Source organism: uncultured Gemella sp., assembly GCF_963515875.1.
Lineage (GTDB): Bacteria > Bacillota > Bacilli > Staphylococcales > Gemellaceae > Gemella.
The window spans coordinates 15,838-29,869 of record NZ_CAUPZX010000021.1 but is presented as its reverse complement, the minus strand read 5'-3'; the positions used below and the strand labels follow the sequence as shown (position 1 = coordinate 29,869).

General features: G+C 29.0%; 12 protein-coding genes. 11 read left to right on the top strand and 1 reads right to left on the bottom strand.

Features of this window, described 5'->3' with window-relative positions:
- Positions 1-937 precede the first annotated feature (937 nt).
- From RWL85_RS04995 to RWL85_RS04980, 4 genes are all read left to right on the top strand, one after another.
- Positions 938-1,867 carry a helix-turn-helix transcriptional regulator gene (locus tag RWL85_RS04995; protein ID WP_314085605.1) on the top strand — a complete coding sequence of 310 codons (930 nt, stop codon included), beginning with the start codon at positions 938-940 and terminating at the stop codon, positions 1,865-1,867.
- Positions 1,868-2,110: 243 nt separating this feature from the next.
- A complete protein-coding gene (locus RWL85_RS04990; RefSeq protein ID WP_314085603.1) occupies positions 2,111-3,496 on the top strand; it encodes an ABC transporter permease in 1,386 nt (461 codons plus the stop codon).
- Between the two features lie 126 nt (positions 3,497-3,622).
- A complete protein-coding gene (locus tag RWL85_RS04985) occupies positions 3,623-4,771 on the top strand; it encodes an ABC transporter permease (RefSeq protein WP_314085601.1) in 1,149 nt (382 codons plus the stop codon).
- A 13-nt stretch (positions 4,772-4,784) separates the two neighbouring features.
- Positions 4,785-5,417, top strand: coding sequence for an ABC transporter ATP-binding protein (locus RWL85_RS04980; RefSeq protein WP_314085599.1), 633 nt, complete (start codon positions 4,785-4,787; stop codon positions 5,415-5,417).
- Between the two features lie 76 nt (positions 5,418-5,493).
- Here the strand turns inward: RWL85_RS04980 and RWL85_RS04975 are convergent, their stop codons facing one another.
- A complete protein-coding gene (locus RWL85_RS04975; RefSeq protein ID WP_314085597.1) occupies positions 5,494-5,952 on the bottom strand; it encodes a nucleoside 2-deoxyribosyltransferase in 459 nt (152 codons plus the stop codon).
- A 166-nt stretch (positions 5,953-6,118) separates the two neighbouring features.
- On the opposite strand from RWL85_RS04975, the gene RWL85_RS04970 reads away from it, so the two are divergent.
- The 7 genes from RWL85_RS04970 (at position 6,119) to trmFO (ending at position 13,987) form a co-directional block, all read left to right on the top strand.
- The gene (locus tag RWL85_RS04970) at positions 6,119-8,227 is read left to right on the top strand and encodes a DNA topoisomerase III (RefSeq protein ID WP_314085595.1); all 2,109 of its coding nucleotides are present in this window, start codon (positions 6,119-6,121) and stop codon (positions 8,225-8,227) included.
- A gap of 129 nt (positions 8,228-8,356) precedes the next feature.
- Complete coding sequence (cmk, locus tag RWL85_RS04965) at positions 8,357-9,028, top strand: (d)CMP kinase (protein ID WP_314085593.1); 672 nt, start codon at positions 8,357-8,359, stop codon at positions 9,026-9,028.
- Between the two features lie 19 nt (positions 9,029-9,047).
- The gene (locus RWL85_RS04960) at positions 9,048-9,635 is read left to right on the top strand and encodes a lysophospholipid acyltransferase family protein (RefSeq protein ID WP_314085591.1); all 588 of its coding nucleotides are present in this window, start codon (positions 9,048-9,050) and stop codon (positions 9,633-9,635) included.
- A 1-nt stretch (position 9,636) separates the two neighbouring features.
- On the top strand, positions 9,637-10,068 hold the full coding sequence (locus tag RWL85_RS04955) for a hypothetical protein (protein ID WP_314085590.1): 432 nt from the start codon (positions 9,637-9,639) through the stop codon (positions 10,066-10,068).
- A 202-nt stretch (positions 10,069-10,270) separates the two neighbouring features.
- Entirely contained in the window at positions 10,271-11,422 is a 1,152-nt protein-coding gene (locus tag RWL85_RS04950; protein WP_314085588.1) for a cysteine desulfurase family protein, read from the top strand.
- Entirely contained in the window at positions 11,412-12,662 is a 1,251-nt protein-coding gene (gene thiI, locus RWL85_RS04945) for a tRNA uracil 4-sulfurtransferase ThiI (protein ID WP_314085587.1), read from the top strand. The genes RWL85_RS04950 and thiI overlap by 11 nt, the downstream gene beginning before the upstream one ends.
- Positions 12,663-12,682: 20 nt before the next feature.
- The gene (gene trmFO / locus RWL85_RS04940; protein ID WP_314085585.1) at positions 12,683-13,987 is read left to right on the top strand and encodes an FADH(2)-oxidizing methylenetetrahydrofolate--tRNA-(uracil(54)-C(5))-methyltransferase TrmFO; all 1,305 of its coding nucleotides are present in this window, start codon (positions 12,683-12,685) and stop codon (positions 13,985-13,987) included.
- The last annotated feature ends 45 nt before the right edge of the window (positions 13,988-14,032 follow it).

Below are 14,032 nucleotides of genomic sequence, written 5' to 3'. Positions count from 1 at the left end.
TAATTGTACATTTTTATTTTGTCACTTTTGTACATTTTTATATTGACATTTACAGTTTATATGGTATTTATATAAAAGGGTTAAAACAACGCAACAAAATAGAAAAGGTTTATGATATAAAAAGACTGAAATATATCAGTCTACAGAAGGTTAGACAGAAAACTAACACGATGTAGCTTGATGGAAACAGTCTTTTTTTATAAGAAAAAGAGTGTATTTTTTTAAATAATTATGATAAAAATATAGTTGAATCGTAGGAAAATAGTAGAATTTTAAAATAGGTTAATTATATTATTAAAATAAATAGTGACACAGTAGTCACTTTTAGTGAAATATTCAGAGGATTTCATTGTAAAGTGACAATTTTTACACTAGGTAATAATTTATGTAAAATGAATGCTATAATAATGAATGTCTATAAGAGTCCGTACTTATAATTATTCACTAGAAATAGATATTCAATTAGCACTTTTGGTTGTTTTTTCGTTAATTTGAATATTCTAGGGAGAATGAAATCTAGTTAGTAATATCCAATTAGAGAAGAAAGTTTAAGTTTATAAAATAAATGTATTATTTTGTTAGCTAAGGGTATAATTATTAATTGAAAAAGTTGTCAAGTATAGTTATACTTTAACAAAATTGGAGAAAAACCGTATTATGTACCTAAATATAATTAAGAAAAAAATATAATGATGATGAGAAAAAAAGTATTAATTTTGAAGTTTATAAACTAAATAGCTAATCGGAGTATGATATAGGCGTAAAAAGAGTAACTGTGTTGTGTTGTGTTGTCAGTTACTCTTTTTTAATTTGATTTATATAAATTAATAATGTAATAAATAAGTAATTAATGTAATAAATTTAAGATGATTTTTAACATTGATTACTTATTTTATGTTATAATATATTTGACACTAATAAAGGAGATGGAAACTTTATGGACAACAAATCTTTTCATGGGAAAATCTTCAAGAGTATTAGGGAGGAACGTGGGATTAAATTAAAAGATGCGGCTGGTACTGCAATATCTGCAAGAACTCTTATTAGATTTGAGGCGGATGAAACAAGTGTATCTTTAGAAGTTTTTGAACAGTTATTAAAAAATATAGGTATATGCTATCAAGATTATTTTGCTGAGTATTTACCATTAGTGGAAGTTGATCAATCTGGATTTTTAAAAGAAGCGAATACTATGGAAAAAGAGGGGAATTATTCTGCTATAAAAACTTTGGCTATTAAAACGTTGGAGAACGGAAATGTTTCTATGACAACTCGCTTATATATTGAGCAATACCTAGGAATATTTCAAGAAAAAATGGTTCCAAAAATTATATTAGAAAATCGAGAGATTGTTTTCAATTATCTTCAAAGTCTAAATAAGCTTTCTAAGAATGAAATGTTGACGCTAACTTTGATGCTTAGAGTTTTGGATGAGAGTCAGCTTTCTGTAGAGTTTATCCGAAGAATTATCGATGAAAATCTAAAACCAGTTGGTATTGGTGATATGTTTTCAGTTGATAAAGGAGAAAGAGCTATACTAGCATTACACAGTGCTATAGCCCTGCTTTCTAGAAGAGGTCATGTAGAAGAGGCTGAGGAAAAATGTCTTAAAGCAATTGAATTGTTGAAAAATAATTATTCTAAATTAACGCATTTCAATTTCCATATTAATGCATTTTCATTTATTTTAGCTCAAATACAATTGAAATTGAATAAATCTGAGGGCGTTGAATTGGCTAATAAATGTATCCGTATTATTGATGCACAAATTGATTTATATAATATGCAATCAGACAAACATATTAGAGATACTTTGGCTCGAAGTTTTTATGAACGAAATAATACAGGAATTGATTTTGAGTTTTAGATAATTTAGTTTCAGTGGTAATTGAACTGAGGATAAAAAATATAATACATGGAAATAATTCAAAACAAGAAAGAGTGATTCTTTGGTTGTTTTGAATTATTATTTTATAAAAAACTGATAAAACGCTTTAAATCGTATTAATTACATTTTAAGTAAAAGTATTATTATATGAGTAAGATAATAGAAAAGTTATTAATATAATTTTATTATTAATGATAAATAAATATAGAAGAGGTGTAATAAATGTCTATAATAAAAAAAGCATGGTTATATATAATCAGAAAAAGTTTTAAATCATTAGTTATTTTTTTAATATTAGCTACTATGTCATCATTAATTTTAAGTACTATTTCAATTAAAAAATCAACAGATGCTTTATCAAAAGAAACTTTTCAAAATATAACGAGTAGTTTTTCTATGGAAATAAATAGAAAGATCAATCAAGGGACTGCTAGGGGGGCAGGTAATTTAATAGGTGAGGACATTGAGAAGATTAAGAATATTCCGGGAGTAAAGAAATATGTTAAAAGAATGAATGTAAGTGCGGATCTAATTGATTTAGAGCCTTTAAAACTTGCGAATCATCAACAAGAAGAGAAAAACAACAAACAAAGACAACTTTTCTCTAAGACGGTTATTGTAACTGGAACTAATGATTCTTCATTAGATGATAGATTCTCAGCAGAGACGTTAAAATTACAAGAGGGACGCCATCTAACTGATAATGATAAAAATTCTGTTTTGATTCATGAAGGTTTCGCTAAGAAAAATAAAGTTAAAGTTGGGGATAAGATTAAATTAAAAGGTAATCCAAATGATGCAGATAATGAGAAAAAATCTGATAAAGAGGTTGAGGTTACTGTAGTTGGTATTTTTGGAGGTCAGAACAAAGGTGCTACTTCTAATCATATGGAACTATATGATAATATTTTTATAGCTGATACTCAAACAACAAAAACTTTATATAACTATGAAGATGGTAAAGAAATATATCAAGATGCAACTTTCCTAGTTGATGGAAAAGATAAAGTTGATAGTATTATAAATGATGCTAAAAAACTTCCTATTAATTGGAAACAGTATATGTTAGTTAAGAGTAATCAAAACTTTCCAGCGTTACAACAATCATTAGATACAATTTATAGTCTAACTAATGGTGTATTTATAAGCACTATAGTATTTAGTATTGTGATTCTTTCTTTAATACTATTCTTGTGGATAAATGGTAGAAGAAAAGAAATTGGTGTTAGCCTAGCGATTGGTATGACTAAAGCGAGTATAATAGGACAATTTATTCTTGAGGTTCTATTAATTAGTATCCCAAGCTTTATCGCTTCATATTTCGTAGGAAGTGCAATTAGTCAAAATATCGGAAATCAGATACTGCAACAATCTGTTAAATCTGTAAGTAAAACTATCTCAAGTCAAGCTAATGGAGTTAATCTAGGAGCTAATGCTGAAGTAGAGGGTGCAAATAAAATTATTACTGCCTTAGATGTAAGTGTTAGTATGGATAATATGCTGACAGTGGTACTTGTTGGTGTTGCAATAATTGTCATTGCTGTAGGAATTTCATCTAGTCGATTAGCATATAGAAAACCTAAAGATTTATTATCTGATATTAATTAATGTAAGGAGAAACCGATGAGTATTTTTAATAGGGCATATCTTTATATTATTAGAAAAAAAGTTAGAAGTAGTATTTTGTTTTTAATAGTGACACTGATATTATTTTTTTTATTAAGTGGCAGTGTTTTGAATACAACTGTAAATAATATTTCTAAAAATTTGTATAAAGATGTTAATTTTGGATTTAATATTGAAAGTGCAGATAAATCTAATAAAGAAATAGAAAAGGATACTTTGAAAAAAATTGAAGAATTAAAAGGAATAACTACGAGAAATCATATTTTTTCTAAATCAGTTACTGTTAAAGGGAAAAAAGTAGTCCAAGAAAATCAAAATATTACTTTAAACGACGAAATAAAAAATAAAAGTAATTTAGTGATGATGAATGGAATTACCGCTTCTAAAAGTAATATTGATTTTAAGAGTGAAGTTTTAAAATTGGAAAAGGGAAGACATATTGAAGAAAATGATAAGAATAAAATCATGATTCACGAAAAATTTGCTGAATTAAATAATATTAACTTAGGTGAAAAAATTAAATTATCACAAGAAGATGAAACATTAGAGTTAGAAATTGTTGGAATCTACTCTGGCGAAAAGACTAATACCTTTAGTGGCTTAAGCTCAGATTTTATTGAAAATACAGTTTATATCGATTATAAATCAAGTCAAGAATTATCAAATTTAATAGCTAATAATAAAGTAACTTCAGTAGAATACGGAGTTGAAGATCCGACTAAGTTAGACGATGTAATTAAAGCTGTTGAGGATTTAGGAATAAATAACTTAATGGTCTCTAAATCAAATAAAAATTATGAGCTAGTTATATCATCAGTAGAGAGTATAACGAAAATAACTAATATGATAAGAATAGGTAGTGTTGTAGTTGGAGTAGTTATACTATCATTAATATTAATGTTTTGGGTTCGTGAAAGAACCTACGAAATTGGGATTTTACTGTCGTTAGGAATTAGTAAAGTAAACCTGGTGTTACAATTTATAGTTGAGGTAATATTGGTAACAATATTTGGTCTAATGATTGCACTCGGTATAGAGATAGCGACTATCAAGTATTTAGCGAGCAATGTGGGAAGTATATTTTCTGAGGAACTACCAAAATCAATAGCGGATGAATTAATGAAGATGTCTGTTAATGGAATAGATATTGTTAATCTAGTTATAGTAATGATAGCTATAGTGTTTATTTCGGTAGTTGTAGCATTATTGCCAATCTTGAAGATGAAACCGAAGAAAATTTTAACGAATATTAATTAGTGAGGAATAATAAATGTCGATTTTTAAATTGAAAAATGTAAGTTACTTATATGATAATAGTAAGTCAAAAGTTTTAAGTGGAATTACTTATAATTTTGAAGTAGGGAAGTTTTATGCGATAATAGGTAAATCAGGATCTGGGAAATCAACTTTACTATCGTTATTAGCTGGATTAGATAGCCCTTCAAGTGGAGAGATATTATTCAATAATACAAATATTGAAAAAATAGGTTATAGTGAACATAGACGTAAAGATATTTCTTTAGTGTTTCAAAATTATAATTTAATTGATTATCTTACTCCATTAGAAAATCTAAAACTTGTTTCAAAAAATGTAAGTAAGGATATTCTATTAAAACTTGGATTAGAAGAAGAACATGTTAATCGAAATGTTATGAAGCTTTCTGGAGGGCAGCAACAACGTGTAGCTATTGCAAGAGCGTTAGTATCTGAAGCACCAATAATTTTAGCTGATGAACCAACAGGAAACTTAGATGAAAGTACTGCAGAAGAGATAATCGAAATATTGAAAAAGGTAGCTGTAGAGAATGATAAATGTGTTATCGTAGTTACTCACAGTAATCAATTAGCGAGTGCTGCTGATGTGGTACTAGAATTAAAAGATAAAAAATTAAAAGTTAAATAAGTAAAAAGCGAGATTAGCTAAAGAAATTGATTATTTCAAATCAAAATTCTTAAGTTGATCTCGCTTATTTTATTAATTATAAGTGATTTTTCAAACAAAATAGTTTATCAAGTTCGTTTAGTGCTTCTTCAAAGCTATAAACAAGTGTTCCGTGTTTTAATATTCCACCTAGTACGTAGTGGTTCATCGCATAGCTAGGTATTTCGTATTTATTTGCTGATTTTAATCTAATATCAGAATTTATGGCAATAATTTTTTTATTCAGTGCAATGGCAATTCCTAATTCTACCATGACACCACTATCTTCGTTAGTAACATCTGCTAAAAATATATCGCAGTTTTCTACAGCATATGTATCTCCATTAAAAATATCTTGTGGGGTTGGTAGTGTTTGTTTATCTTCATTGAAAGGTTGTTCAATTGGATTAAAGACAGATAATCTATCTCCGAATCTTTCACTTAATAGTTTTCCTTCTTTTAAACGTTGTGCTATCTCAGCTTCGTTAAACAAAGCTCCTGCTAAATAAAGTTTCATAGAATAGTCCTCCTTAGTTGTTATTTAAATTATAATATAATCACACATGAATTTACAACAAAAGTTTTAACTAAGTGATAGTGATTATTTGTTTTACTAGTTATTTTAAAAATAATCTATTATAATATTTATAGTAGTAAAGAATATATATGTGAGGAATTTATTGATGAAAAGTGTTGTACTTTGTGAAAAGCCGTCAGTTGCTCGTGATATTGCGAGAAATCTAGGGGCAAAAAGTAATAAAAATGGTTGTCTAGAGGGTGATAAATATGTCGTTACTTGGGCATTGGGTCACTTAATCACACTTCAAACACCTGATAAATACAAAGAGTTTAGCAATGTGAATTTAGAGAATCTACCTATGATTCCGAAATTTATGAAAACAGAAATAATAAAGAAAACTTTTAAACAGTATAAAGTAGTAGAAAATGCTTTAAATAGGAAAGATGTTAATGAAGTTATAATTGCGACTGATGCTGGGCGTGAGGGCGAACTTGTTGCTCGTTATATTATCGAGAAGGCTAACTGTAACAAAAGTATAAAAAGACTTTGGATTTCTTCTGTTACTGATAAGGCGATTAAAGATGGATTTAGAAATTTAAGAGATGGTAAAGAATATCTAGGTTTATATCATTCTGGGATTGCTCGTGCTAATGCTGACTGGTTGGTAGGTATTAATGCGTCGAGAGCATTGACTTTAAAGTATAATGCTTCACTTAACTGTGGGCGTGTTCAAACTCCAACGTTACAGATGGTTTTTGAAAGAGAAGAGAAGATTAAACAATTCAAATCAAAAGATTATTATACATTTGAAGCTCAAATAGAGGGTGTTAAGTTTAGTTGCGGTAATAGTGAATTTAATTTAGAAAAAGCTGAGCAGTTTGTTAAGAAGAATATTAATAATGACGTTAAGTTTAATGATGTTCAAAAGAAAACTAAATCTTCGTCACCTAAGCCATTGTATAATTTAACTGATATTCAGCAAACGGCAAGCGCACTTTTTGGTATGTCACCGAAACAAACTCTAAATATTGTGCAGAGTTTATACGAAAGGCATAAGGTGTTGACATATCCTAGAACAGATAGCAGATACTTAACTAGTGATATGAAAAATACATTAAGAGATAGAATTCAAGCTATTGGCGGAGACTTTAAAGAAACTACTGTGAAATTGTTAAAAGTTAAAGATTTAAATGCTAAGAAAATTATAAATAATGCTAAAGTAAGTGATCACCATGCGATTATTCCAACGGAACAAAGACCAAATTATATATCAATGTCTGAGATGGAAACTAAGATTTATAATTTAGTAGCTAAGAGATTTTTAGAGAATTTATTACCTGAGTATAAATATGAGGAAACAACGTATTCGTTTATGATAGAAAATAAGGTGTTTTCTGCTAAAGGTATAAAAGTAATTCAAGAAGGTTATAAAGAATTAAGTAGAGAAGAATTGCAAGATAAAATTATTAATCTTCAAAATAGTAGTTATAAATTAGAATCATTAGTTTATAATAAAAAACAAACAACACCGCCAAGTTATTATACTGAGGGTAGTCTAATATATGCGATGGAAAATCCTTTCGAGTTTGTTGATGATGAGAATGAAAGAAAAATTCTTAAAGAAACGAATGGAATAGGAACTGTAGCAACACGTGCGGATATATTAGAAAAGCTATTTACAAATGATTATTTAATTTTGGATAATGGACGAATCAAAACTACTAATAAAGCGAAGCAACTTCTAAACTTAGTCCCTAAAAATCTTAAGAGTCCGTCTTTAACAGCGGTTTGGGAGAAGCAACTAGATAATATTGCAAGAAATAAATTATCTAAAGATAAGTTCTTGAATGATGTAAAACAATATACAAAATCATGTATTAATGAAATTAAAGATAGTGAAGATAGATTTAAGCATGATAATATCAGTGGTAAGAAATGCGAAGAATGTGATAGCTTTATGCTTGAGGTTGATAAAAAAGGAACTAAAATGCTAAAATGTTCTAACCCAAGTTGTCGTAATCGTAAAGTAATAAGTAGATTAACAAATCTTCGTTGTGATACTTGTCATAAGAAGATGACTTTATTTGGAAACGGTGAGAATGCAACTTATCGTTGTCAATGCGGTAATTCGTTAAAACAAAAGGAAGTTGATAAACGAATTAAATCTAGCAAAAAGGACAAAGCAAGTCGCGTAGATATGAAGAAATATATGAAACAGGAAAAATTAGAAAATAATGCATTATCAGCTTTAGCTGGATTAAAGTTGAAATAGTATAATTTTAGAGATTTTTTGTTAGAGTTTGATTTTGTTACTGAAATGATTTTTCTCGATTTAAATCTAGTGTTTAAATTGAGACTATGCTATAATAAATAATGAAAAAATTTGTCTGAGAGGTAAATAATGAAATATGTTTCAGTGGCTGTTGATGGGCCAGCAGGATCAGGAAAAAGTACAATAACAAAAATGGTTGCTAAATCGCTTGGATTTAATTATGTTGATACTGGAGCTATGTATAGAGCTTTAACTTTTAATTTTTTATCAAATAATCTAAGTGAGTTGGATGAAGAGAGAATAAAAGAATTGTTGAGTACGGTTCAATTTAGGGTTGAATATATTGATGGGGTTCAATATGTCTATGTTAATAACGAAGAAGTGAGTGATAAGATACGTACGGCTGAGGTGTCACAATACACTTCTCTTTTTGCAAAATCTCCAGCAGTCAGAGAATTCTTAATTGATACTCAAAGGAATTTGGCAGGTAGTAACAATATTATAATGGATGGTCGTGATATTGCTTCTGTTGTTTTACCAAATGCTGATGTGAAAATATTTCTAACGGCATCAGTGGAAGAAAGGGCAAGAAGAAGAGTTTTAGATTTTGAACGTCAAGGTATAGAGAAAGTTGATTTTGAGAAAGTCAAAGAAGACATTAAAGCGCGTGATTGGCAAGATGAGAACAGAGATATTGCTCCATTGGTACAAGTAGAATCAGCAACATTAATAGATACAACTAGCTTGACAATTGATGAAGTTGTTGCTAAAATGACTGAATTAGTAAAAAGTGTGAAATAAATAATGGTAGGTGAAATCTATGTATAATTTTATTAGAATGTTATTAGCACTCTTTTATAAAGTTTTTTATAAAGTCACTATTGTTAATAAAGAAAAAATTGAAAATGCAAAAGGTGTTGTGATTTCAGGAAATCATTTAAGTAATCATGATCCCTTATTATTCCCAGCGTTTTTTGATAAGAAGATTCGTTTTATTGCTAAAGAAGAGTTGTTTAAAATGGTGTTTGTAAAACAAGCATTAGAAGCTACAGGAGCTATTCCAATTAAAAGGGGTACTTTTGATAGAACAGCCATAAATAATAGTATAAAACTGTTAAGGGAAGGTGAAGTTGTAGGGATTTTCCCTGAAGGAACTCGTTCTCATTCTAAAGAGTTGGATTTAGGTGAGTCTCACAATGGTGCATCGTTTATTGCAACTAGAGCAAAGACAAAAATTATTCCTTTTGCAATAATTCCTAGTAAAAATTTTAGAATTTTTTCTAGTATAAAGATAGTCATTGGTGATGAGATTAATGCCGCTTCTTTAAAAGAAGAAGGAAAAACTCATGATGAGATAACTGCTATATTAATGGATAGAATCTCTGAGTTAATCGCAAAGGAGAAGTAACGTGTACGAAAAAACAATAAAATTTAAATTAGAAAAAAAATTCTTTAATCAATCAGGTTATTTAGATAATAAGTATGTCTATGATTGGATGAATTTGGCTAAAAAGTATTATTTAAGTGGATTAGGTATTGATATTGATTCGCTAATTAATTATAATCTATATTATGCTGATATTGATGTTAAATACTCTATTAGAACTAATATTAGATTTAATAACCAAGATATTTTTATTAAAACATGGATTGAAAAACATAGTGGAATTAAAACTATCTTCTCATACGAGTTTTATGTTGATGGTGAGGTAGTAATTATCGGAACGAGTTCACATAATATTCTTGGTACTGACAGCGATCGTGCGATACGTATAGATCGTAATTTACCAAAATGGGATCAAATCTTAAAAGATGTTGTAGGAAACGAATATAAAGAATAATATTTAATCGGGAGTATCTCGAAGTATGGTTTATATCATATTGTTGAGGTACTCTTATTTATTTTTAACATATCGTAATAGCCATTGAAGTGACCACTTCTATTGATAAAATCTTCGTTTTGTTATATACTTTAAAGTGGTTTAAATTGTGTTTATTTTAAATACAGAAGTTTGATTAATAATAAATAGAAAGGTAGATAGTATGATATATTTAGATAATTGTGCTACGACTAAACCATATAAAGAAGTTTTAAATGCATTTGTAGAAGTAAATAATTTATATTTTGGTAATCCCGCAAGTATCAATAAATTTGGGAAAACTACTAATAAACTCCTTTCTGCAGCAAGAGCACAGGTGGCATCTATTTTAGGCGTAGACGAAGGTTCAGTATTTTTTACTTCATGTGCTACAGAGAGTAATAATATCGCCTTATTAGGAAGTGTAGAACATAAGAAAGATTTCGGAAATAGAATTATAGTTTCTAAAATTGAACATCCGTCTGTTCTTGAATCATTTAGAGAACTAGAAAGACGTGGTTTTATATTAGATTATGTAAATGTAGATGAATATGGATTAATTGATTTAGAACATTTGAAGACTTTATTAACAAAAGAGACTATTTTATTAAGTGTGATGCAAGTTAACAATATTTTTGGAGCGATTCAACCGATTGACAAGATTTCTGAGATTCTTAAGGACTACCCAAAAGTGCATTTTCATGTTGATGGTGTACAAGGAATATTAAAGGATGATATAAATCTTTCAAAAGTTGATAGTTATTCTATTTCTGCGCATAAGTTTCATGGCTTAAAAGGTATAGGTGTTTTATATCTAAAATCAAGAAGAACTGTCCATAATGTTATTTTTGGTGGTGGGCAAGAAGATGGTCTTCGTTCTGGAACGGTTAATGTTGCAGCTGCTGTAAGTTTAGCAAAAGCTTTAAGATTGTCTCAAGAAAAGATTAATAATGCTAAAAAAAATCATCATGAATATAAAAAATTAATAGTTGATGAATTTTCTAAGTATAAGCATATTGTTATAAATTCTCCATTAAGAGATGATTTTGTTGACTCGATTATTAATATCAGCTTACCTAAGATAAAAGGAGAAGCGATAGTTAATGCTTTGAATGAGAGAGAGGTTATGGTTTCAACGACTAGTGCATGTTCTTCAAAAACTTTTCATTTAAATGAGGCATTATTTGCTAGAGGGTTATCAAAAGAGAATATTGAAGGTAGCATACGTGTTAGTTTTTCATACGAGACTACTAAAAAAGATGTTGAAACATTTGTAGAAGTATTTATAGATGAATACAATAAGAAATTTAAAGAGGTAATTGAAAGTGGAATTTAGTCATATTATAGTAAGGTACGGAGAACTTACGTTAAAATCTGGTAATAGAAATGAGTTTTTAAAAAAACTTACAAAAAATATTCGTTATAATTTACAAGGATTAACGGGGTTTCATGTTCAAACTAAACGAGATAGAATGTATATTCATTTAGATCATAACGAAGATGTGTATAAAATTATGGATAGATTAAAGAAAGTTCCAGGTATTCATAATTTTTCTCCAGTATTAAGAGCTGGATTAGATGTAGAAGAAGCTAAAAGAGTTATTGATAAATTATTAGAGAGTAAGTTAGATAAGGAATATAAATTTAAAATTCAAACAAAGCGTCCTAATAAAAACTTCCCACATAATACTAATGAGTTGAATAATGTCTTCGGAAGTCACGTGTTAGTTAATTATAAAAACTTAAAGGTGAATGTTAAACAACCTGATTTTATTATAAATGTGGAAGTAAGAAGTGAAGGTATTTTTATATTTACTGATTTTATTAAAGGAGTAGGTGGATTCCCAGTTAATACTTCTTCTAAGGCACTATTATTATTATCTGGTGGAATTGATTCTCCTGTAGCTGCTCATACTCTGCAAGTTAAAGGTGTAGAAGTAGAAATGATTCATTTTCAATCGCCACCGTTTACTTCAGCAGAAGCTTTACAAAAGATTTTTGATTTAACTATTAAGCTAAGTGAAGTAGTAGGAAAGATTAAATTACATGTTGTTAACTTTACAAAGTTACAAACTGAAATAGTAAAACGAGTGCCATCAAATTATACAATGACATCAACAAGAAGATTTATGCTACGTATCGCAGAAGAAGTAGCGAAAAAAGAAGGATGTTTGGCAATAGCTACTGGTGAATCTCTTGGGCAAGTAGCTTCTCAGACACTTGAGTCTATGAACTGTATTAATGAAGTGACGAATTTACCTGTGTTACGTCCATTATTAACAATGGATAAGGTAGATATTATAAAAATTGCTCAAGAAATTGATACATTAGAGATTTCGAATTTACCATTTGAGGATTGTTGTACAATTTTTACACCTAAAGCACCGAAGACAAAACCTAGACTGGATAAAATTAAAGCATATGAAGCAAGAGATGATTACTCTGAACTTATTGCTGAAACTTTAGATAGTGTGCAAACATATTTATTTGATAAAAATGGGCGTGTAGTTACTCAAGACATGAGAGAAAAAGAAGTTAAAAAAGATGAAACTGAAGATTTTTCAGGATTATTGTAAAATAGAAAGTGAGATATTTAATGGAAAAAAAAGTAATAGTAATTGGAGCGGGATTAGCAGGTAGTGAGGCTGCATGGCAACTAGCAAAACGTGGAGTTGAAGTAGATTTATACGAAATGAGACCGAAAAAAATGACACCAGCTCATAAAACTCAAAATTTTGGGGAATTAGTGTGTTCTAACTCATTAAGAGCTAATAATATAACTAACGCTGTAGGTCTTTTGAAAGAAGAAATGAGAATGCTAGATTCTATTATTATTAAATGTGCAGATGCTACACAAGTACCAGCTGGTGGTGCGTTAGCGGTTGATAGAGATAAATTCTCTGAAATGATTACAGAAACTATAAAAAATCATCCTAATATAAATGTAATAGGGGAAGAATTACCAACTATCCCTAAAGGTGAAGTGCCTGTAATTGTAGCAACAGGACCGCTTACATCTGATGCTTTAAGTCTAGATATTAGAAACTACACTAAACAAGATGGTTTATATTTCTACGATGCAGCAGCACCTATTATTGAAAAAGATTCAATTGATATGGAGAAAGTTTATCTTAAATCAAGATATGACAAAGGAGAAGCGGCATATTTAAACTGTCCAATGACAAAAGAGGAATTTACTAATTTCTATAATGAATTGATAAATGCAGAAGCAGCACCTTTAAAAGAATTTGAAAAAGAAATTTACTTTGAAGGATGTATGCCTTTTGAGGAAATGGCAAAACGTGGAGAGAAGACATTATTATTTGGTCCTATGAAACCAGTAGGCTTAGAAGATCCAAAGACAGATAAACGACCATATGCTGTAGTACAATTACGCCAAGATAATAGTGAAGGTACATTATACAATATTGTTGGATTTCAAACACACCTTAAATGGGGAGAACAAAAAAGAATTATTAATATGATTCCTGGTTTAGAAAATGCAAATATTGTAAGATATGGTGTTATGCATAGAAATACTTATTTAAATTCACCGCAATTACTAGAAAAAACTTATAGATTAAAGGAAGAAAATAATATTTATTTCGCTGGTCAAATGACTGGAGTAGAAGGTTATGTAGAAAGTGCAGCTTCTGGTATTGTAGCAGCTTTAAATGCACTATATAATACTGAAGATAGAGAAATCATCTTCCCAACTGAAACTATGATAGGTGCGATGGCCAACTATATCGTTGACAATACGAGCAAAAATTTCCAACCTATGAATGCAAATTTTGGTATTATTAAACCACTTCCTGAAAGAATCAAAGATAAAAAGGAAAAATACGAAAGATATGCTAAAAGATCATTAGAAATGTTAGAAAATTTCAAAATTGATTAAATTAATTTTGAAAAAGTCTTACAATTTATTAAAATTAATGATATA